Origin of the sequence: Rodentibacter caecimuris (genome assembly GCF_001019715.1) — a bacterium.
In the GTDB taxonomy this organism is placed as follows: domain Bacteria; phylum Pseudomonadota; class Gammaproteobacteria; order Enterobacterales; family Pasteurellaceae; genus Rodentibacter; species Rodentibacter caecimuris.
On sequence record NZ_BBXJ01000001.1, the window covers coordinates 481,239 to 502,324 of the forward strand.

Sequence of the window (21,086 nt, forward strand, 5' to 3'; positions counted from 1 at the left end):
TCCTTCTTAAAATTATTTTGTTAAAACGGATAATTTTTCGTTTCAACAAATGTATCATTTAATAAATATTTTCTGATCGCTTCAGCATTATTCGGGGATTTTGTCATTCTAACGGCTTGTTCCGCCGAGACCCATTGATACGCCAAATGTTCCGATAATTGTGGGATAAATTCCCGTTCCACTGCCAACAAAAACCAATGTTCCCGGCAATGGGTAACATTCGGTGCGTATTTATAGCGGAAATGTGGAAAAATTTCAAATTCTATGCTCTTATTGCAATCAAAAAGTGCGGTAGAATTTTCCGTTATTTTTAACCGCACTTCTTCCCACAACTCCCGAATTACCGCTTGACGTGGCGTTTCATTTTCTTCTAAAGAACCGGTAACGGATTGCCAAAAAGTCGGATCATCTTGACGTTGAAGCATTAGCACTCGCCCGCTACTTTGGGCATAGATCAGCACTAAAACGGAATAGGGATTTTTATACTTCATTTAATAACGTCTAATCTCAGGCGCTTGATAGGTGGCAATAAAGCGGGCGATTTCCTCTAAATCATCGGAAAATAAAATTTTTTGGTAATCCTCTGTTGTGAGAAATGCTGATTTCACCATTTGCTCAAACAACATTTTGAGGGAATTGTAATAGCCACTTTGATTAAACAGAATACACGGGTTCGGGTTTTGCCCGATTCTCGCCCACGAAATCACCTCGCTAATTTCCTCTAGCGTCCCCGGCCCGCCGGCTAAGGCAATATAAGCATCGCCCAGCTCAATCATCTTTTTCTTACGCGCCTGCATCGTCTCTACGGTGATCAGCTGAGTTAAGCCGCCATGAGCCAATTCCCTCGCTTGCAAAAAAGTTGGGATAACGCCGATAACCTTACCGCCTTCAGCCAGTACGGTGTCGGCAATCACGCCCATCAGCCCCGCTCGTCCGCCACCGTAAATTAACGTATGCCGATTAGCGGCGATCCATTTACCCAAACTTACCGCCGAAGCCTGATAAACCGGATCATTGCCCAAACTTGCACCGCAATAAACGGTAATATTCATTCTGTCTCCTCCAAACGCCGTTGTAATTTTTGTTGATTGTCTTGCATTATCCCCGCCAGCTCAAGTTGGTATTTGTCCGCTAAAATCGGCACATTATTTAGCACATCGCCTAACTCTTCCCGAATATGTGCCAAACGGGCTTGCCGAGATAATTGCGACTCATCAGCTCTATCCCGCCCGATTTCATACGCCCGCACCGCTTGTGCTAATTCCCCGACTTCCTCCGTTAAAAAATTCAAACGAATAAAGGGATTATAGTCATACCACTGCCGACGTTTATAATATTTTACTAGCCAGTGTTGATAAGTTTGTAGTGTCATTTTATTTTTTGCATCATTTCAAGGAAATGTAACCCCTTGCGCTTAACAAAAGCCCCTTAAATCCGTGAGTTAAAGGGCTTTGTGATTATTCTTTAGCAGTAACGCTAATTGCCAGCTCATTCAACGCCTGCGGATTCGCAAAGCTCGGCGCTTCTGTCATCAAACACGCTGCTGCGGTGGTTTTCGGGAAAGCGATTACGTCTCGGATATTTTCCGTGCCGGTAAGCAGCATCGCTAAGCGATCTAAACCGAAGGCAAGGCCTGCGTGCGGCGGTGTACCAAATTTTAAAGCGTCAAGTAGGAAACCGAATTTTTCTTGCTGTTCCTGCTCGTTAATACCAAGAATACGGAATACGGTTTGTTGCATTTTCGGATCGAAAATTCGCACAGAACCACCGCCGACTTCATAGCCGTTAATCACCATATCGTAGGCATTGGCAACAGCATTAGTCGGATTGGCTTCCAATTCTTCTGGGGTAAAATCACGCGGTGAAGTGAACGGATGATGCATTGCGGCAAGACAGCCTTCTTCATCACGTTCAAACATTGGGAAATCAATAACCCAAAGCGGTTGCCATTCGTCTAAACGGGTTAAACCGAGATCACGCCCTAACTTCAAACGTAATGCGCCCATTGCATCGGTAGTAACATTCCATTTATCCGCACCAAAGAATAGAATGTCTCCAGTTTGCGGGCCAACTTTGGCAAACAAGGCTTTTAGCACGTCTTCATTTAAAAACTTAGCGATCGGGCTTTGCACACCGTCAAGACCGGTATTCACATCGTTCACTTTTAACCACGCCAAGCCTTTTGCGCCGTAAATGCCGACAAATTGGGTGTATTCGTCAATCTGCTTACGTGTCATTTCATTACCGTTCGGCACACGAATCACGGCAACACGGCCATTCGGATCATTCGCAGGTCCCTGGAATACTTTGAAATCCACATCTTTAACAATCTCTGCGACATCGACCAACTCTAGCGGATTACGTAAATCCGGTTTATCGGAACCAAAACGACTCATCGCTTCATGCCACGTCATGATCGGGAATTTGCCGAGATCGACATTGAGAATATGTTTCCATAAGACATGGATCATATTTTCCATAATTTCACGTACTTCCGGCGCGGTTAAGAAAGAGGTTTCCACATCGATTTGGGTAAATTCCGGTTGGCGGTCGGCACGTAAATCTTCATCACGGAAACATTTGACGATTTGGTAATAACGGTCAAACCCCGACATCATCAAAAGCTGTTTGAAAAGCTGCGGCGATTGTGGCAGGGCATAAAATTTGCCTTTATGCACACGGCTCGGCACTAAATAATCCCGCGCGCCTTCCGGTGTGGCTTTAGTGAGCATTGGGGTTTCAATATCAAGGAAGCCGTTATCGTCCATAAATCGGCGCACAAAACTGGTGATTTTGGCACGGGTTTTCAAACGCTCCGCCATTTCCGGACGGCGTAAATCTAAATAACGGTATTTTAAACGCTGCTCTTCGGTATTATTTTGGTTGAAATCGAGCGGTAATACGTCGGAAGCATTATAAATTTTGAGTTCTTTGGCAAGCACTTCCACTTCACCCGTTGCCATATTTTGATTAATTTGATTGTCTGGACGCGGGATTACTTCCCCTTTGATTTGAATACAAAATTCGTTACGCAACGTACTTGCGGCAGTAAGGGCATCTTGAAATTTCGGATCAAAATAGACTTGTACGATCCCTTCGCGATCTCTCATATCAATAAAAATCAAACCGCCTAAATCACGACGACGATGAACCCAACCGCTTAATATCACTTCTTGTCCGACATGGCTACGGTTTAGAGAACCGCAATAATGTGTACGCATCATTTTTTATATTCCTTTTATATTCTGAAATTAACGGGCTGATTATACGGAAATTGATGTTGCTTTTAAATTGGAAACGGAAATTTATTTGCGCCTGATAAAACTTTCTCTAAAATAACCGCACTTTTAACTCTCTTCAAAATGATATGCAAAAAGATACCCTTTTCTCCGCGCCTATTGAAAAACTGGGCGATTTTACTTTTGACGAAAGCGTTGCCGAAGTCTTCCCCGATATGATTCAACGATCGATTCCCGGCTATTCCAATATTATTACTGCCATCGGTATGCTTGCCGAACGCTTTGTGACGGCAAACAGCAATGTTTATGATCTCGGCTGCTCGCGGGGTGCCGCCACCCTTTCCGTACGTCGTAATATTCATCACCCCAATGTAAAAATTATTGGTATTGATAATTCCCAACCAATGGTGGAACGCTGTCGCCAACATGTTACCGCCTATCATAGCGACGTGCCTGTAGAAATTTTATGTGACGATATTCGCCATGTTGAAATCAAAAATGCTTCCATGGTGATTTTAAATTTCACCCTGCAATTTTTACCGCCTGAAGATCGCGTAGCGTTACTCAGCAAAATTTACCAAGGTTTAAATCCTAATGGCGTTTTAGTGCTTTCAGAAAAATTTCGTTTTGAAGATGAAAAAGTGAATGAATTGCTGATTAATTTACATCACCAATTTAAGCGTGCCAACGGTTACAGCGAATTGGAAGTGAGCCAAAAGCGTACGGCCTTGGAAAACGTGATGCGTACAGATAGCATTGAAACCCACAAAGTGCGGTTAAAAAACGTAGGATTTTCACAAGTCGAGCTTTGGTTCCAATGTTTTAATTTTGGCTCAATGGTGGCAGTGAAATAGTGAAATAAAAAAGCGCTCAATGTTACATAGGCTTTAAAATGAGCGCTTTTTATAGAAAAACTAAGAATTAGTTCGATACATTTGGTTTATGAAATAAAGTGAATGCAATAAAGAGGAATCCTAAGAAACAAGACACAATCAGTGCATAAAAACCACCGTCCCATCCAAATAAATCAACCAGTTTACCCATTACATAGCCTGCACTTGCCGATCCTAATAAATAACCGAACAAACCGGTTAAACCTGTTGCCGTACCTGTTGCGATACGCGGAACTAGATCGGCTGCCTGTAACCCAATCATCATCACCGGTCCATAAATTAAGAAACCGATTGCAACAAGACAAACATTATCAACTAACGGGTTACCCGCCGGGTTTTTCCAATAAACAATAATTGCGATTAATACACCGACTAAAAATAATAACATTGGCGGCGCCCGATGCCCTTTGAAGACTTTATCACTTAAATAACCACTGGCTAACATACCGAAAATACCCGCATATTCATATAAGAAATATGCCCAACTCTGCTTATCCACAGAAAAATGTTTCACTTCTTTTAAGTATGTTGGCGCCCAGTCAATAATGCCGTAACGAATGAAATACACAAAAACGTTTGCAATAGCAATTGACCATAAAAACTTGTTATTGATGATATATTTTTTGAAAATGTCTTTAGAAGAAAGCGTATGCGCAGACTCAACATGCTGCACGATTTTTTCGCCTTTCCATTCATCAACCGGCGGTAGTCCTTTAGATTCCGGTGTGTCATGCATTAGCCCAAACATAATAAAAGCTAACACTATGGCTATTAATGCAGGCAAATAAAATAGCGATTGCCATGAACCGAAAATGGCTAATCCAAGGATCGCCAACGGCCCAATTAAACCGCCGCCCAAATTGTGAGATATATTCCACCAACTCCACCAAACACCACGCTCAGACACAGAAAACCAGTTAGTCATCGTTTTTGCACCCGGTGGATATCCCATCCCCTGAAACCAACCATTTAAGGCAGCTAAAATGATCATTAACGGAATAGAAGCCAACACAGCCGGCACTAAACCAAAAATCAAGCTCACCACGGCAGAACCAAGTAAACCAATAGTAATAAAATATTTTGGATTACTCCGGTCAGATACATTCCCCATAATGAACTTACTAAAACCATAAGCAAGTGATAATGCAACCCCGACAGTACCTAAGTCGGCTTTGGTAAAACCATATTCATCAATTAAATAAGGAATTGCGAGAGAAAAGTTTTTGCGAATAAGATAATACGCAGCATAACCGATGAACACTCCTGCAAAAACCTGCCAACGTAATTTTTTATATTCAGAATCGGTTCTAGAACGATCAATTCGTGGAGCCGGTGGAGAGGCCTTTAAAAAAGAAAACATACAAACCCCTTATAGGTAAGATTTAAACACACTGATTGAAACAAAAGATTTGTGTTTTGTTACTAACACATTTGAAATGAACATCAGCACAAAATAGGGGGTGAAGTGTAGCATTTGTACTGTTTAACAATTTTGTTTTAAATCAAATAATGTCACTTTCATCCCAATAATTTCAAAAAGATAATGCTTTATTAATCGCTTTTACTGATTTATTACTCAATTTATGACATAATCAGCCCGTTTCTTTCCCTGTTCAAAAAGGATTAGACCCATGCGAATTTTACACACTATGTTACGAGTAAGTGATTTAGAGCGCTCAATTAAATTTTATCAAGATGTATTAGGAATGCGTTTATTGCGTACCAGTGAAAATCCCGAATATAAATATTCCTTAGCATTTTTAGGCTATGACGATGAAGATAAATCCTCGGTTATTGAACTGACTTATAATTGGGGCGTCACGGAATATGAACTCGGTACGGCATACGGACATATTGCGATTGGCGTGGATGATATCTATGCAACCTGCGAATCAGTGCGTTCAAACGGCGGTAAAGTTACCCGTGAGCCTGGTCCGGTGAAAGGCGGTAGCACGGTAATTGCCTTCGTAGAAGATCCTGATGGTTACAAAATCGAATTTATTGAAAATAAAAACGCAAAAGCCGGACTGGGTAATTAAAAAGTGCGGTCATTTTCTACAATGTTTTAATAACGTAGGTTCACCTGCGTTATTTTATTTTTTAAGGATAAATAATGCCCGATTCTCCAGAAATTCCTTATCACAATCAATTAAAAAATCGTTTTCGCGGTTATTTTCCTGTCATCATTGATGTGGAAACCGCAGGTTTTGACGCCAAAAAAGATGCCTTATTAGAACTAGCGGCAATTACGTTAAAAATGGATGAAAACGGCTATTTACAGCCGGATCAAAAATGCCATTTTCATATTGAGCCTTTTACAGGCGCAAATATCAATCCGGAATCATTAAAATTTAACGGCATCGATATTCATAACCCGTTGCGCTGTGCCGTATCAGAGTTAGATGCAATTACCGGACTGTTTCAAATGGTACGCCGAGGGCAAAAAGAGGCTGAATGCCAGCGTTCCATCATCGTAGCCCATAATGCGACCTTTGATCAAAGTTTCGTGATGGCAGCGGCAGAACGCACCGGTGTAAAACGCAATCCGTTTCACCCTTTCGGCATGTTTGATACGGCAAGTCTGGCAGGCTTAATGTTTGGTCAAACAGTATTAGTAAAAGCCTGTCAAGCCGCCAATATTCCTTTTGATGGAAAACAAGCCCATTCAGCCCTCTATGATACGGAACGTACTGCTGAATTATTTTGCTATATGGTAAATCATTTAAAAAATTTAGGTGGTTTTCCGCATATTGCCGCACAATGAAAAACGGAATAAAAAATAACCGCACTTTATTTTTAAAAATTAGGTTGCAATTTTTCTCATTTTACAGTAGCTTAGACAGCAATTCTTATTTGGAGATTTAAAAATGAACCTAATCCGTCGCCATCATCGCCACCATTTAACTGAATAATCTTTCAGGTTTTTGGTGTGCTTGGAAGATTTCTTCCGAGCAGACAGGATAATAAAAAATCTTACCCCTCGGAAGGCAACTTTCGAGGGGTTATTTTATGATTAGAGGAGTGCAAACCATCAATATTACACATTCAATAAAATTATAACCAATTCAATTTACACATTAATTTATAAGGAAAAACACAATGTTATCAAACCCCGTTGTTATCTCAATTATCGTTTTGCTGACGCTCAGCTTACTGCGTATTAATGTCATTATCGCGCTAGTCATTGCCGCACTTACAGCCGGTTTATGCGGTGGTCTTGGTTTAACTAAAACCATTGAAACCTTCACCGGTGGACTGGGAGGCGGAGCGGAAGTCGCAATGAACTATGCCATGCTCGGCGCTTTTGCTATCGCGATTTCTAAATCCGGTATTACTGATTTAATCGCCTATAAAATCATCACAAAAATAAATAGAACACCGACAAGTAACAATCTTGCATGGTTAAAATATTTAATTTTCGGCATTTTAGTCTTATTTTCTATTTCATCCCAGAACCTACTACCCGTTCACATTGCCTTTATCCCAATTGTCGTGCCGCCATTGCTTTCAATCTTTAATCGCTTAAACATTGACCGCCGTGCTATTGCTTGCGTGCTCACTTTCGGTTTAACCGCCACTTATATGTTGCTACCGGTGGGATTCGGTAAAATTTTTATTGAAAGTATCTTGGTAAAAAATATCAATCAAGCAGGGGCAAATCTTGGCTTGCAAACGGATATCGCCCAAGTTTCTCTTGCAATGTTACTACCGGTAATCGGTATGATCTTAGGTTTATTAACCGCCGTATTTATCACCTATCGCAAACCTCGTACATACAACGTTCTTGTTGAAGAACCAACAACAAAAGAAATTGAAGCACATATTGCCAATATTAAACCAAAACAAATTACAGCAAGCCTGATTGCAATTTTTGCAACTTTTGCAACGCAACTTGTTACCAGTTCGACAATTATTGGCGGTTTAGTCGGTTTAACGGTCTTTGCCCTATTCGGTATTTTCAAACTCAAAGAAAGTAATGATATTTTCCAACAAGGCTTGCGTTTAATGGCTATGATCGGCTTTGTGATGATTGCCGCCTCAGGTTTTGCAAATGTAATTAATGCCACCACTGGCGTAACGGATTTGGTGCAGAGCCTCAGTAATGGCGCAATTCAAAGTAAGGGCTTAGCCGCGTTTCTGATGTTGATTGTCGGTTTATTAATCACGATGGGAATCGGCTCGTCTTTCTCTACCGTACCAATTATAACCTCAATTTACGTACCGCTTTGTCTCTCCTTTGGTTTCTCACCACTGGCAACCGTATCAATAGTGGGCGTAGCTGCGGCACTTGGTGACGCAGGTTCTCCGGCCTCCGACTCCACCTTAGGGCCGACCTCAGGATTGAATATAGATGGTAAACATGATCACATTTGGGATTCTGTTGTGCCAACCTTCATTCACTACAATATTCCATTATTGGTATTCGGTTGGATTGCAGCAATGTATCTTTAACGATTATAATCCCCCACTCATCGGGGGATTTTTTTATGCTCATTCAACAACTCATTGAAAAGCTGGAACAAAAGGTTCAACAGCTTTATCAAATCCATTCAGCCCAACTTGAAGAAAAAATATTCACGAAATTTGACCGCACTTTATTTAGTGAAAACGGGCAAACCCTGTCATTTTATTTTGCTGAAATTAACCAAACGCTGATAAGAATAAAATCGCTTAATTCTAATGATGCAAATCATTACCGCTTTATGACAGAACATTTGTTCAAGCAATGTAACGCATTGTCCGAAACGCTAAATCGAAACAATACGGTTTTTACCCGACAAAAACGGCAACCAAATCCGGCTGTAAAAAAAGCACAGCATAGTATCCATAAATTACCTCCTCGCGAACGTTTAGAGAAATACTACGAAGCACTTGAGCAGCTGAATAATTTGTATCAACAGTATCGAGATTCCGCTCAAACAAAAAATGATCCTATAGAACAAAAAAGAATGGAGGAGCTAGCCAATAGCTATAAATGTCGTCGTCAAAAATGCCAAGAAGCAATTGATTTATTAGAAGAATATTTAAGCTTTAAAGACGAACAAAAAAGCAACAATAAAACAGATAAATAGCAAAGAAAAATCCCTTAACCAAAAGATTAAGGGATTTTTTGAATTTGATGGCGGAGGAAGTGAGATTCGAACTCACGGAGGGCGTAAACCCTCGCCGGTTTTCAAGACCGGTGCCTTCAACCACTCGACCATTCCTCCGTGATTTAAGCGAGGGGAATAATACGTTTTTTCCCCAATCTCGTCAAGAATAAAAAGGCCTCTTTTTCTTGAGTGCTTATTTTTAGTTCAATTTTAAACGCAAAAAAAATTGGTACTTTCGTACCAATTTAATTTTTATCTATTCCGCTTTTGCATGAGTTGGCTCGGAATACACATGACTAATCGCACTATGATGCCCCGCCGCCCCTTTTCCGTAGAAGTAGTAACGCGACTCCGACCATTCCACAATCGGGAAAGGATCGGCTATTTCTTCGCCGGCTTTTGCAAGTGTCATCTCAGCCTTAGTGTGAGTAACCGAAGAAATCGTGCCTAAACGGCCTGAAAATTCATAAGTGCGGTCAAATTTAGCCGAGTTTTCGACTTCAGCAATCTCATTGGGAACAACTTCATCTTGCTCTTGCCCTTTCTCTGCATTAAGACGCTCCAATGACTCCTGAACTTTTTTCTGTACCGATTCATTTGCCGGTTGCGTAATAAAATCTAAAGCAGGTTTTACTTCGACTGAAGTATTTTCAATCACAATACCGGTAGCCGGCGTGATAAATCCTTTCTTCGTTTTTTCTTGCTCAAGCAATTCATCAACAGACAAGAAACTATTTTCTTTTGTCGCCGCATTCAATGTCGAATAATCCACCCATACTTTCCCGCTTGCCAATTCAGGAGAAAAAACAGCGAAAGACAACGGCATTGGCGATTTAGGCTCTTGACGGCGACGACGTTGATTATTTGCACGCAAATGACGTGGCGTACGACGCTGACGATCATGACGATTTTGTTTCTCCTCAACCTCTACTACTTGGGTAACTTCAGTTGGTGTTGTTTCTACCGTCTCCTCAACAACTTCAACGTTTGACACCGGTGCAGGAGAGACATTAACAGTAGGCTCATCAATGCGCACACGTTTCTGTAAATCACGGCGTTGACGACGTTGTTGCGCCGGCTGCTCTGCTTTATCAGCTTTATTATCAGAATGATCGGAAACAAGCGTAGAATTGACCGCACTTTCATTTGGATTTTCATTTGCAACGGAATGACGACGTAAGCGACGTTGATTACGCTCACGCGTAGAAGGTGCATTTTCCTGCTCTGTTTTCTCTGCCGCATTCTCGGATTTAGAACGATGCGACGCATTACGGCGATCTTGAGAACGACGTTGGTGACGATTGCTATTACGATTGTGTTTTGGTTTTTCCTCAACAACCGGTTCAGGGGTAAATAACGCTTTAATTTTTGCAATAATTTTTGCCAATAACGACAACTCGTTCGATTTACGTTCTAACGGTGTCGGAGCGGCTTCGGAAATAGAAAGTGAGAGTGCCGCACTTTCTACTGCCGGTTGCTCGGAAACAACCGTCGTTTCAATGCTTCGTAAAACCGATGATTCATCAGCAACATCATCCTGCGCGCAATGGATTTTTGCTAAATTGTAACTGAGCTCATTCAGTTCTTCCCCCTCACGCATACGGCATACGCTAAAATTCGGCGTTTCCATGGCTTCATTTGGAACGACAATCACATCAACGTCATGACGTTTCTCAATACTACTGATTGCTTTACGTTTTTCATTTAACAGATAAGAGGCAATTTGCACCGGCACAATGGTATGAACCTGCTTAGTATTTTCTTTCAGAGCCTCTTCTTCAATTAAACGCAAAATTGATAAAGAAAGGGACTCATTATCACGCACTTTGCCCGTTCCTTGACAACGTGGGCAAATATGGTGGGAAGATTCGCCAAGTGACGGGCTCAACCGCTGACGAGACATTTCCAACAAGCCAAAACGTGAAATACGGCTAATTTGAATACGAGCACGATCTTGGCGTACCGCATCACGAATTCGGTTTTCTACTTCGCGTTGATGACGAATTGGCGTCATATCAATAAAGTCGATAACCACTAATCCGCCTAAATCGCGTAAACGTAGTTGGCGTGCAATTTCATCCGCGGCCTCAAGGTTTGTATTCAGTGCGGTTTCTTCAATATCGCCGCCACGGGTTGAACGCGCAGAGTTAATATCAATCGCAGTTAAGGCTTCCGTTACATCAATCACGATTGAACCGCCTGACGGCAAACGGACTTCGCGTCGAAAGGCAGATTCAATTTGAGATTCAATTTGATAATGACTGAAGAGAGGAACTTCGCCTTGATATAATTTCACACGGTTCACAAAATCCGGACGAACCAACTTGATATGTTCTTTCGCCTTTTCAAAGATCTTCGGACTATCAATTAAAATTTCCCCGATATCACGACGTAAATAATCACGAATTGCACGTACTATCACATCACTTTCTTGATGAATCAAAAACGGTGCCGGACGGCTTTGCGAGGCTTGTTTAATCGCTTCCCAGTGATGTAATAGCACTTTTAAGTCCCATTGTAATTCTTCCGGCGACTTACCTACGCCCGCAGTACGAACGATGAGGCCCACACCTTCCGGCACATCTAATGAACTTAGTGCTTCTTTTAATTCTACGCGTTCATCGCCTTCAATACGGCGAGAAATCCCACCCGCACGCGGGTTATTCGGCATAATCACCAAATAACTGCCGGCAAGGGAAACAAAGGTTGTCAGCGCAGCACCTTTATTACCGCGCTCTTCTTTATTTACTTGAACAATAACTTCTTGTCCTTCGCTCAAAATATCACGAATATTAGGACGCCCCTGGAATACATAATCAGCCGGGAAATATTCTCGTGCAATTTCTTTCAAAGGTAAAAAACCATGGCGTTCCGCACCATAATCCACAAAAGCCGCTTCAAGGCTTGGTTCTACTCGGGTAATTTTCCCTTTGTAGATATTGGCTTTTTTTTGTTCATGTCCCGGACTTTCAATATCCAAGTCAAAAAGGCGTTGTCCGTCAACAAGCGCCACGCGCAACTCTTCTTTTTGAGTCGCATTGATTAACATTCTTTTCATTGTCGATTCTCTTTTTAAAATTTTTAAAAGTACCTCAAAATAAACCGCACCTTGCTTCGTTATCGACCTCGTGTTTCTCGCGCCAATCAATCTCACGATTGTATGTTGCTGGGTGCATTGATAACGTTATGAAACGATAAAAGGATTGTTTAATAAAATAACGCGATGTTTCACACGCGTTACAAGCAGCTTGTTTATTTTCAAGAAAAATGTTGATTATCAATGTCTTATGCCAAATGCCGCATTGAGTTTCCACCAACCTGATTTGTCATTTTTTACGCCCAATTTTATACGTAAAAAGACGCTCTATTATCCATAGAAACCGATAAATTAGCAAGGTCATAATTACCTTAGATAAGGCTTTTATGATATGATTTATGCCAATTTTCAAAAGGTGAAAAAATGACAGAACAAAAAGAAAATATCATCAATTCCTCCGTAAAAATGCTCACAATTAATGAAGACGAAGCCGGTCAGCGCATTGATAATTATCTGTTGGCAAAGTTAAAAGGTGTGCCGAAAAGTTTGATTTATCGCATTGTACGTAAGGGTGAAGTACGGGTAAATAAAGGGCGGATTAAGCCGGAATATAAATTGCAGAGCGGTGATGTAGTGCGCTTACCGCCTGTGCGTACAACAGAAAAAAATAATCCGCCGGTCTCTAAGAATTTAAATAAAGTTGCGGATCTTGAACATAAAATTTTATTTGAGGACGATCAGTTAATCATATTAAATAAACCTTCAGGTATTGCTGTGCACGGCGGTAGCGGCTTGAACTTCGGCGTAATTGAAGCCTTACGGGCATTACGCCCCGAAGCACGTTTTTTAGAACTCGTTCATCGTTTAGATCGCGATACTTCGGGCATTTTGTTAATCGCTAAAAAACGATCGGCATTACGCAATCTACACGAGCAACTCCGCCTTAAAACTGTGCAAAAGGATTATTTGGCACTAGTAAGAGGACAATGGCAATCGCATGTTAAAGTGGTAAAAGCTCCGTTGCTAAAAAATGAGCTTGCCGGCGGAGAACGTATCGTGCGTGTGAGTGAACAAGGTAAACCTTCCGAAACACGTTTTTCTATTGAGGAACGTTATTCTAACGCAACCTTAATAAAGGCGTCACCGATCACCGGACGAACCCATCAAATCCGCGTGCATACTCAGTATGCCGGTCATCCCATTGCATTAGATGCCAAATACGGAGATAAGGATTTTGATGCACAAATACAAGTATTTGGCTTAAACCGCTTGTTTTTACACGCTTTTTCGATTCGCTTTGAACATCCCAAAACAGGCGAAACCTTACGCTTCAATGCACCGCTTGATGAAAAAATAAAAGCCGTATTGAAAAAGTTACGGGAAAGCAAATAGACAAATTTGGCATTTATTGTTATATTTGGACCCGGAGACAACTCGTTTCTATCATGATTTCATAATAACGACAACACAAAGGATAGCAAAATGGCAAAAGGACAATCTTTACAAGATCCTTATTTAAATGCGCTACGTCGCGAGCGTATTCCCGTATCAATTTATCTGGTAAACGGGATTAAATTACAAGGGCAAATTGAATCATTCGATCAGTTTGTAATTTTGTTAAAAAACACCGTAAACCAAATGGTGTACAAGCATGCAATTTCTACTGTTGTGCCGGCGCGTTCTGTTTCTCATCACAATAATAATCACCATAATGTGCAGCCTGTAGAAGCTACGGAAGAAACCGGAACACAATCAGAATAATTGATTCAATGGATTGTAAAAAAACACTCAGTGCGGTTGAAAATTTACCTGAAATTTCAACCGCACTTTCTTTGCCCCAAGCTCATCAAGACTCGGTTTCTCAGTGTGATACCGCTATCGTTGTACATGTTTTCTTTTCGCAAAATAAAAATCTTGACGATCTCAAAGAATTTCTCTTGCTTGCTAAATCAGCCAATGTGAATACTTTGGAAGTAATAACAACCAGTCGTAGTACGCCCCAAGCTAAATATTTTGTGGGAGAAGGAAAAGCCCAAGAAATTGCCGATACGGTAAAAATATACAATGCGGATGTGATATTGGTTAATCATCAACTTACGCCCGCCCAAACACGTAATTTAGAAAATTTATGTCACTGTCGTGTTGTCGATCGAACGGGTGTCATATTAGATATTTTTGCCCAACGGGCAAGATCTCACGAAGGGAAATTACAAGTAGAACTGGCACAATTAAAACATTTAGCAACGCGTTTGGTTCGCCGTAAAACCGGTTTAGATCAACAAAAAGGTGCGGTTGGGCTAAGAGGGCCGGGGGAAACACAGCTTAGAGACAGATCGCCGTCTCATCAAAGTGCGTATTGGTCAGTTACAAAATCGTTTAGCAAAAGTCGAAAAACAACGTCATCAAAATCGTCAAACAAGACAAAAGGCAGATATTCCGACTATTTCACTGGTGGGTTATACCAACGCAGGAAAATCAACCCTTTTTAATGCAATCACACAAGCTAAGGTCTATGCGGCGGATCAGCTCTTTGCCACACTCGATCCCACTTTACGCCGTTTACACATTCAAGATGTCGGCACAACCATTCTTGCCGACACGGTAGGTTTTGTACGCCAACTGCCGCACGATTTGGTTTCCGCATTCAAATCCACTTTACAAGAAACCGTCGAAGCCGACCTTTTATTACATATCATTGATGCAACTGATCCTCGAATGTCGGAAAATATAGAAGCGGTAGTTTCAGTATTGGAAGAAATCAAAGCGGATAATGTTCCCGCCTTGTTGGTTTACAATAAAATTGATTTACTAAATGGCGTGTTACCCCATATTGAATATGATGATGACAATAAACCCATCGCAGTTTATCTTTCTGCACATAACGGGGAAGGCATTGATTTATTATTGGAAGCCATCAAACTGCGGTTAAAAAATGAAATACTTTCGCTAAATCTTATTCTTCAACCTTATGAAGGAAAACTTCGTCATACCCTTTATCAACAAGATACAATCCGCAACGAACAAATTACAGAACAAGGCGAATTTGCCTTAGATGTGCAAATCAATCGAGTGGAATGGCTAAAATTATGTAAGCAATTTCCAACTTTAATGCGGATAAAGATTTAGTCGGCAATTTTTATACCAAGCAATACTATTTTCCAATCTCATATTGCTTTAGCTTATTTGCAATCGCGGTATGCGATACGCCCAAGCGTTGCGCCAGTTTGCGGGTACTCGGATATTCTTTGTAAAAAGCCTGCAAAACCTTCGCTTCATATTGCCCGATAATATCCTCTAATGTTTGATTTTCAAATTCATCAACAGAAATGACCGCACTTTGCGGCAAGGTAAGATTTAAACTTTCCACACTCAACTGATTGTCTTTCGATAAAGAACAAGCACGATATAAGGTGTTATAAAGTTCCCGAACATTTCCCTGCCAATCATATTGCTGCAAATAAACAAGAAAATCCTGATTAAAGGTAGGTAATTTTATTTTCAATTCATCACTTATTTCTTGTAAAAAGCCTTCTGCCAAGGGTTGAATGTCCGCAATACGCTCCCGTAACGGCGGTATGTTAATGACCAACACATTCAAACGATGAAATAAATCGGCACGTACTTTACCTTGTTCAACTAAAAGGTTGAGAGGAACTTGAGAAGTGCAGATAACCCGCACGTTCGCATAATGTTCCTGTTCTTCCCCTACTCGGCGGAATGAACCGTCCGTTAAAAAACGCAATAATTTAGCTTGAAGATTGAGCGATAATTCCGCAATCCCATCCAACAATACCGTCCCTTCATTAGCATATTCAAAAAAACCGATCGTCTCACTGTTTCCCCGTTTCCGCCCAAACATTTCGCTTTCCGCATCTTCATCTGGCAAACCAGCACAATTTACCGCAATGAATTTTTTATCTCGGCGTAAACTTTGGTAGTGGCATGCTTTTGCCAATAAATCTTTTCCCGTTCCGGTTTCACCTTGAATCAATAACGGCACGTCAAACATCGCAAAACGTTGGGCATTTTCTACCGCACTTTTCATGGTTTCACTGTGGGTAACAAAGCAAGCGAAAGGATGTTGAGGATCAAATTTAGAAGTCATGTTGAACAGTCCGAATAAATGGAAATCGAACCTATAATAAGTGGTTTACACAAGCCTGTAAAGATTATTTTACAGATAAACAAAAACCCCGTAAAAGGGGCTTTTATTAAACTTATTTCTGTACTGTATTATTCAGTTCTTTTGAGATGATCTCCATAAATTCTAAACCGCTAAAGGCGAGATACCAATTTACCGAATCCCAAAAATGATATGTTCGTTTTGATAAGCTTTCGTCTGCTTGATGATGTCATTATCCGGCACTTTTTAGGTATGGTACAACGGCTACATAATATCGAGAAACTCAAAGTGCGGTTAAATTAACCGCACTTTTTTCCATTAAATCTAAATTATATTTTTAACATTCGCTCCGCTTCTTTTGCCCTTCTCAGGAATTGCTTACGTTCTGCGGTTGCCATACTGCTTGTTCCCGGCAATTTTACGGTAAGCGGATTAACCGCCCGTCCATTAATGTGGAATTCATAATGCAAATGCGGACCGGTTGAAATCCCCGTATTACCGGAAAGCGCGATACGTTCACCTTTTTTCACCGCTTGTCCGGCTCGAACCAACGGTCGGCTTAGGTGCATATATACCGTTTGATATTCACGTCCGTGGCGTAGCACGACATAGCGCCCCGCTCCTCCTGCTTGATAAGCGACTTTCTCCACCAAACCGTCTGCCGGTGCAATAACCGGTGTACCTTGCGGCACAGAAAAATCCACGCCTTTATGAGGGCGTATACGTCCGGTCACCGGATGACGGCGATTCGGGTTAAAACCTGAAGACACCCGAGCCTGACGTTGCAATGGGTAACGAGCAAAACCTTTGCCTAGGGTTTCACCTTGTTGATTATAATAACGGCCGTTTGCCGCTTGAATTGCGTAATAACTCTTGCCGTCCGCAAGGATATGGATCGCCTCAACATTACCCTGTCCGGTCAATTTGTCACCCAAATATTCACGGGAAACCAAAATTGAAAATTTGGTGTCTTTCTTAAGTTTTCTCAAACTCACTTGCCATTGTAACGCGGAAGTTAATTGGGCAATTTGGCGTCCTTCTAAACCTAAAGAACGTAAGCTGGCTGCAAAAGAGCCGCTCACTTTCCCTTTCAATACTTCTTTTTTCCAAACGCTTTGTTTCTCTAAGATTTGACGTTTGAATTTTCCCTCTTCGACACGCTCATAAATTCGCTCTTCTTTTTCAGAAACAAGCCAATTTAAATATTCCAATTGATCGTTTTTATCTAAAATCCAGTAAAATTGCTGCCCGACACGGAGATTTTTAAGTTCCGGATAAGAAGCGATTAATCCCTTTGCCGTATCATCTTCTAATCCCGAAAGTTCCAATACATCTTTTAACGTATCGCCACGTACAACAGTATGGCTAAATTGATGAGTAATACGTAAGGCTTGATCTGCGACATCCAATAAACCGCTCAACGCATCCTGAGCATCTTGCGGAAGATCATTAAGATCATCAAATTCAGGCTTAACTTCTTCCACTTCATCGTCTTGTTCCTGCAATTCATCGTCATAAGAAGTTGCTTCCTCAGTCTGTAATTGCTCGGGCGCCTGTGAGATCTGTGTATTTTCTTCAGGTTTAAGGGGTTGATACTGCACATCGTCCACCATTTCGGGTTCAAGATTAGTTTGAACCGAAGGTTCCGATTCCGTACTCTCTTTTAAACCCAACATAACGCCACTGAAAATTAACGCCAATGCGACAAAAAAAATCGCCACTTTAATGCGGGATTTTCTCTTTCGTCTGTCTCGGGCTAATTTAACGTGTTGCAAAGGTAAATACCTAAAGTGGAAATAATATCGTCTTCAGACTACGAATCATAAAAGAGGTTCATTCTACCCTAAAACAGATAAAAAAGTTGTAGAAATATTCATCACAAAGAGAGAATATCTTGAGAAAGACGGCAAAATGAGCTAAGGTTAGCCGCTAAATTTGACATAGGCGGCATTATGCAAATTCATTCCATTCAATGCGATCCGAGTTCTCCATTAATTGAACTCAAGAATATCAATGTGGTATTTGAACAAAAAACAGCACTACAAAATATTAATTTAAGTATTTATCCCCACTCTATTATTACTATCGTCGGGCCAAACGGCGGGGGGAAATCCACATTATTAAAAACCCTCTTAAAATTACAACAACCGACCTCAGGCGAAGTCATTTATAGTAAAAATGTACGTATCGGCTATGTGCCGCAAAAAATTTACTTAGATCATAATTTACCTCTTACGGTAGAACGTTTTCTTGCCTTAAAAAAAGGGGCGAAAACACAGGAAATTTCAACCGCACTTGAGCAACTTTCCATTACACATTTACGCAAAAATAATATGCAAAAACTTTCCGGCGGTGAAATGCAACGGGTCTTGCTCGCCCGTGCAATTTTAAACAAACCGAATTTATTAGTATTAGACGAACCTACTCAAGGCGTGGATATCACCGGTCAGGCGGAACTTTATCAACTCATTCATCAAACCCAACAACGATTAAATTGTGCCGTGTTGATGGTTTCTCATGATTTACATATTGTAATGGCGGACAGTAAAGAAGTGATTTGCATTAATCAACACATTTGCTGCGCCGGAACACCGGAAACCCTGTCAAATGATCCTACATTTATACGTTTATGGGGCAACCGACTCTCACAAAATGTCGGCTTTTATACTCATCGCCACAATCACCATCATAATTTACACGGCGATGTCTGTAGTTGTAACGGCACAGCCGATCGTTGTCAAAATAAGGATATGTAATGTTTGAAATTTTATTTCCGGCACTGCTCACCGGCATTTTGTTGTCTCTTATCAGCGCACCGCTTGGGGTCTTCGTAGTATGGCGTAAAATGGCATACTTTGGTGACACGCTTGCTCATTCGGCCTTACTTGGCGTTGCATTGGGGATTTTCTTACAAATCAATCCTTATATTGCGATAGTCGTCCTCACTCTTATTTTAGCGATAGTTATGGTATGGCTAGAAAGTCATACGCAGTTTTCTATTGATACCTTATTGGGCATTATCGCCCATAGTTGCTTATCACTCGGCGTTGTAACCGTTGGTTTATTAAAAAATGTTCGGGTTGATTTAATGAGTTATTTATTCGGGGATTTGTTGGCAATCAATTACACCGATTTAATTTATATCAGTATCGGTGTAGCCATCGTACTCAGTACGTTACTCTATTTTTGGCAAGCCCTTCTCTCCACTACCGTTTCGCCCGAACTCGCCCAAGTGGAAGGCATCAACATCAAAAAAATGCGTTTTATTTTGATGATTTTAACCGCACTGACGATTGCGCTAAGTATGAAATTTGTCGGTGCATTAATTATTACCTCACTATTAATTATTCCGGCAGCGACGGCACGCCGTTTCGCCAAAACCCCCGAATCCATGGCTGGTTTTGCGGTGGGGATCAGTATGCTTTCAATTATTGGCGGATTAATGCTTTCGGCATTTTATGACACCGCAGCCGGCCCATCGGTTGTCATTTGCTCGACATTTTTATTTGTTCTGTCATTACTAAAAAAGGCTCGTTTGTAAGCTCGCCCAACCAGTGAAAACTATTTGCGCCGCCAGTTAATTCTTGATAAAGTGCGGTGGATTTTTATGGTGTTTTTTAGGATAACAAAAATGACTCCGGAATATTTAGATTTTGAATTGCCGATTGCCGAGTTAGAAGCAAAAATCGGTGCATTGCGCTCCGCCTCTAATGATGAAGTTGATTTAACCGATGAAATTAAACGCTTACAAAAGAAAAGCGATGAATTAACCAAAAAAACCTTTGCCAATCTTGATGCGTGGCAAGTTTCACGTATGGCCCGTCACCCAAACCGTCCTTATACGCTTGACTATATTAACCATATTTTCACTGAATTTGACGAACTTGCCGGTGATCGTGCATTTGCCGATGATAAAGCGATTATTGGCGGTTTGGCACGTTTGGACGGTCGTCCGGTGATGGTAATCGGTCATCAAAAAGGTCGCACGGTAAAAGAGAAAGTACAACGCAACTTTGGTATGCCAGCACCGGAAGGCTACCGCAAGGCTTTACGCTTAATGGAAATGGCTGAGCGTTTTAAACTTCCTATAATCACCTTTATTGACACGCCGGGGGCTTATCCGGGAATCGGTGCGGAAGAACGCGGACAGGCCGAAGCTATTGCACATAACTTACGGGAAATGGCGCAATTGACCGTACCGGTAATCTGTACCGTCATCGGCGAAGGAGGCTCAGGCGGTGCTTTGGCGATCGGGGTGGGTGATAAAGTAAACATGTTGCAATATTCTACTTATTCCGTGATTTCACCAGAAGGTTGTGCCTCAATCCTATGGAAAAGTGCAGAAAAAGCCTCAACCGCGGCTGAAGTAATGGGGCTTACCGCTCCCCGTTTAAAAGAACTTGAATTAATCGACAACATTGTACCGGAACCGTTAGGCGGTGCGCATCGTGACTACACGTTGATGGCAAACAATTTGAAAAAACGCCTAAATGAAGATTTGGCAGAACTTGACAAATTAGATAAAGAAGAATTATTAAATAGACGTTATCAACGTTTGATGTCTTACGGCTATTGCTAATTAATTTAAAAAAAGAGCGGTTATTTTATCCGCTCTTTTCAATTTAACCGTAAGCCATTTTTGATTAACTATTATCTACCAAGATATTAAACGGCTTACCCCTAAACAATAAACTATCCAAG

At 41.2% G+C, this 21,086-nt stretch carries 18 protein-coding genes, 1 tRNA gene, 1 pseudogene and 1 other annotated feature; of the genes and pseudogenes, 11 read left to right on the forward strand and 9 right to left on the reverse strand.

Annotated elements, in window-relative coordinates:
- Positions 1 to 20: 20 nt before the first annotated feature.
- From nudB to aspS, 4 genes are all read right to left on the reverse strand, one after another.
- Positions 21 to 491, reverse strand: a complete 471-nt coding sequence (nudB, locus tag PNEUHYL_RS02200; RefSeq protein WP_059365650.1) for a dihydroneopterin triphosphate diphosphatase — start codon at positions 489 to 491, stop codon at positions 21 to 23.
- Complete coding sequence (locus PNEUHYL_RS02205) at positions 492 to 1,052, reverse strand: LOG family protein (RefSeq protein WP_059365651.1); 561 nt, start codon at positions 1,050 to 1,052, stop codon at positions 492 to 494.
- Positions 1,049 to 1,372 carry a MazG nucleotide pyrophosphohydrolase domain-containing protein gene (locus tag PNEUHYL_RS02210; RefSeq protein ID WP_059365652.1) on the reverse strand — a complete coding sequence of 108 codons (324 nt, stop codon included), beginning with the start codon at positions 1,370 to 1,372 and terminating at the stop codon, positions 1,049 to 1,051. The genes PNEUHYL_RS02205 and PNEUHYL_RS02210 overlap by 4 nt, the downstream gene beginning before the upstream one ends.
- A gap of 85 nt (positions 1,373 to 1,457) precedes the next feature.
- On the reverse strand, positions 1,458 to 3,224 hold the full coding sequence (gene aspS, locus PNEUHYL_RS02215) for an aspartate--tRNA ligase (RefSeq protein WP_059365653.1): 1,767 nt from the start codon (positions 3,222 to 3,224) through the stop codon (positions 1,458 to 1,460).
- 143 nt (positions 3,225 to 3,367) lie between these two features.
- On the opposite strand from aspS, the gene cmoA reads away from it, so the two are divergent.
- The gene (cmoA, locus tag PNEUHYL_RS02220) at positions 3,368 to 4,093 is read left to right on the forward strand and encodes a carboxy-S-adenosyl-L-methionine synthase CmoA (RefSeq protein ID WP_059365654.1); all 726 of its coding nucleotides are present in this window, start codon (positions 3,368 to 3,370) and stop codon (positions 4,091 to 4,093) included.
- 67 nt (positions 4,094 to 4,160) lie between these two features.
- Here cmoA and pgtP read toward each other — a convergent pair whose 3' ends face one another.
- Positions 4,161 to 5,492 (reverse strand): phosphoglycerate transporter protein PgtP, encoded by a 1,332-nt coding sequence (gene pgtP, locus PNEUHYL_RS02225; RefSeq protein WP_059365655.1) that lies wholly within the window; start codon positions 5,490 to 5,492, stop codon positions 4,161 to 4,163.
- A 271-nt stretch (positions 5,493 to 5,763) separates the two neighbouring features.
- Between pgtP and gloA the strand changes: the two genes are divergently transcribed.
- The 4 genes from gloA (at position 5,764) to priC (ending at position 9,204) form a co-directional block, all read left to right on the forward strand.
- Positions 5,764 to 6,171 (forward strand): lactoylglutathione lyase, encoded by a 408-nt coding sequence (gene gloA, locus PNEUHYL_RS02230; protein ID WP_059365656.1) that lies wholly within the window; start codon positions 5,764 to 5,766, stop codon positions 6,169 to 6,171.
- A 74-nt stretch (positions 6,172 to 6,245) separates the two neighbouring features.
- Positions 6,246 to 6,896, forward strand: coding sequence for a ribonuclease T (gene rnt / locus PNEUHYL_RS02235; protein ID WP_059365657.1), 651 nt, complete (start codon positions 6,246 to 6,248; stop codon positions 6,894 to 6,896).
- A 123-nt stretch (positions 6,897 to 7,019) separates the two neighbouring features.
- Positions 7,020 to 7,142 (forward strand) — a sequence feature (His leader region).
- Between the two features lie 89 nt (positions 7,143 to 7,231).
- Positions 7,232 to 8,584: a Na+/H+ antiporter family protein gene (locus PNEUHYL_RS02240; protein WP_059365658.1), complete on the forward strand. Its 1,353-nt coding sequence runs from the start codon at positions 7,232 to 7,234 to the stop codon at positions 8,582 to 8,584.
- A 35-nt stretch (positions 8,585 to 8,619) separates the two neighbouring features.
- Positions 8,620 to 9,204, forward strand: coding sequence for a primosomal replication protein PriC (gene priC / locus PNEUHYL_RS02245; RefSeq protein ID WP_059365659.1), 585 nt, complete (start codon positions 8,620 to 8,622; stop codon positions 9,202 to 9,204).
- 48 nt (positions 9,205 to 9,252) lie between these two features.
- Here priC and PNEUHYL_RS02250 read toward each other — a convergent pair.
- Positions 9,253 to 9,342 (reverse strand) — tRNA-Ser (locus tag PNEUHYL_RS02250).
- A 139-nt stretch (positions 9,343 to 9,481) separates the two neighbouring features.
- On the reverse strand, positions 9,482 to 12,283 hold the full coding sequence (gene rne, locus PNEUHYL_RS02255; protein ID WP_059365660.1) for a ribonuclease E: 2,802 nt from the start codon (positions 12,281 to 12,283) through the stop codon (positions 9,482 to 9,484).
- A 402-nt stretch (positions 12,284 to 12,685) separates the two neighbouring features.
- Between rne and rluC the strand changes: the two genes are divergently transcribed.
- The 3 genes and pseudogenes from rluC (at position 12,686) to hflX (ending at position 15,388) form a co-directional block, all read left to right on the forward strand.
- Positions 12,686 to 13,654, forward strand: coding sequence for a 23S rRNA pseudouridine(955/2504/2580) synthase RluC (rluC, locus tag PNEUHYL_RS02260; RefSeq protein ID WP_059365661.1), 969 nt, complete (start codon positions 12,686 to 12,688; stop codon positions 13,652 to 13,654).
- A 90-nt stretch (positions 13,655 to 13,744) separates the two neighbouring features.
- The gene (hfq, locus tag PNEUHYL_RS02265; protein WP_059365662.1) at positions 13,745 to 14,023 is read left to right on the forward strand and encodes an RNA chaperone Hfq; all 279 of its coding nucleotides are present in this window, start codon (positions 13,745 to 13,747) and stop codon (positions 14,021 to 14,023) included.
- An 8-nt stretch (positions 14,024 to 14,031) separates the two neighbouring features.
- Positions 14,032 to 15,388, forward strand: a pseudogene (gene hflX, locus PNEUHYL_RS02270) (ribosome rescue GTPase HflX).
- 25 nt (positions 15,389 to 15,413) lie between these two features.
- On the opposite strand, the gene PNEUHYL_RS02275 reads toward hflX, so the two are convergent.
- Complete coding sequence (locus tag PNEUHYL_RS02275) at positions 15,414 to 16,367, reverse strand: sigma 54-interacting transcriptional regulator (protein WP_059365663.1); 954 nt, start codon at positions 16,365 to 16,367, stop codon at positions 15,414 to 15,416.
- Between the two features lie 347 nt (positions 16,368 to 16,714).
- Entirely contained in the window at positions 16,715 to 18,160 is a 1,446-nt protein-coding gene (gene mepM, locus PNEUHYL_RS02280; protein ID WP_059365664.1) for a murein DD-endopeptidase MepM, read from the reverse strand.
- Between the two features lie 177 nt (positions 18,161 to 18,337).
- Between mepM and znuC the strand changes: the two genes are divergently transcribed.
- The 3 genes from znuC (at position 18,338) to accA (ending at position 20,964) form a co-directional block, all read left to right on the forward strand.
- Positions 18,338 to 19,141 (forward strand): zinc ABC transporter ATP-binding protein ZnuC, encoded by an 804-nt coding sequence (znuC, locus tag PNEUHYL_RS02285; RefSeq protein WP_059365665.1) that lies wholly within the window; start codon positions 18,338 to 18,340, stop codon positions 19,139 to 19,141.
- Positions 19,141 to 19,926 (forward strand): zinc ABC transporter permease subunit ZnuB, encoded by a 786-nt coding sequence (gene znuB, locus PNEUHYL_RS02290; protein ID WP_059365666.1) that lies wholly within the window; start codon positions 19,141 to 19,143, stop codon positions 19,924 to 19,926. Before znuC ends, znuB begins: the two co-directional genes overlap by 1 nt.
- 90 nt (positions 19,927 to 20,016) lie before the next feature.
- Positions 20,017 to 20,964 (forward strand): acetyl-CoA carboxylase carboxyl transferase subunit alpha, encoded by a 948-nt coding sequence (accA, locus tag PNEUHYL_RS02295; protein WP_059365667.1) that lies wholly within the window; start codon positions 20,017 to 20,019, stop codon positions 20,962 to 20,964.
- Positions 20,965 to 21,086 lie beyond the last annotated feature (122 nt).

Coding starts and splice junctions, on each gene's coding strand:
- accA (WP_059365667.1), top strand. CDS start 20,017: ATGACTCCGGAATATTTAGATTTTGAATTGCCGATTGCCGAGTTAGAA.
- nudB (WP_059365650.1), bottom strand. CDS start 491: ATGAAGTATAAAAATCCCTATTCCGTTTTAGTGCTGATCTATGCCCAA.
- hfq (WP_059365662.1), top strand. CDS start 13,745: ATGGCAAAAGGACAATCTTTACAAGATCCTTATTTAAATGCGCTACGT.
- rne (WP_059365660.1), bottom strand. CDS start 12,283: ATGAAAAGAATGTTAATCAATGCGACTCAAAAAGAAGAGTTGCGCGTG.
- PNEUHYL_RS02275 (WP_059365663.1), bottom strand. CDS start 16,367: ATGACTTCTAAATTTGATCCTCAACATCCTTTCGCTTGCTTTGTTACC.
- znuB (WP_059365666.1), top strand. CDS start 19,141: ATGTTTGAAATTTTATTTCCGGCACTGCTCACCGGCATTTTGTTGTCT.
- priC (WP_059365659.1), top strand. CDS start 8,620: ATGCTCATTCAACAACTCATTGAAAAGCTGGAACAAAAGGTTCAACAG.
- gloA (WP_059365656.1), top strand. CDS start 5,764: ATGCGAATTTTACACACTATGTTACGAGTAAGTGATTTAGAGCGCTCA.
- rluC (WP_059365661.1), top strand. CDS start 12,686: ATGACAGAACAAAAAGAAAATATCATCAATTCCTCCGTAAAAATGCTC.
- PNEUHYL_RS02240 (WP_059365658.1), top strand. CDS start 7,232: ATGTTATCAAACCCCGTTGTTATCTCAATTATCGTTTTGCTGACGCTC.
- rnt (WP_059365657.1), top strand. CDS start 6,246: ATGCCCGATTCTCCAGAAATTCCTTATCACAATCAATTAAAAAATCGT.
- PNEUHYL_RS02205 (WP_059365651.1), bottom strand. CDS start 1,052: ATGAATATTACCGTTTATTGCGGTGCAAGTTTGGGCAATGATCCGGTT.
- aspS (WP_059365653.1), bottom strand. CDS start 3,224: ATGATGCGTACACATTATTGCGGTTCTCTAAACCGTAGCCATGTCGGA.
- znuC (WP_059365665.1), top strand. CDS start 18,338: ATGCAAATTCATTCCATTCAATGCGATCCGAGTTCTCCATTAATTGAA.
- PNEUHYL_RS02210 (WP_059365652.1), bottom strand. CDS start 1,372: ATGACACTACAAACTTATCAACACTGGCTAGTAAAATATTATAAACGT.
- pgtP (WP_059365655.1), bottom strand. CDS start 5,492: ATGTTTTCTTTTTTAAAGGCCTCTCCACCGGCTCCACGAATTGATCGT.
- cmoA (WP_059365654.1), top strand. CDS start 3,368: ATGCAAAAAGATACCCTTTTCTCCGCGCCTATTGAAAAACTGGGCGAT.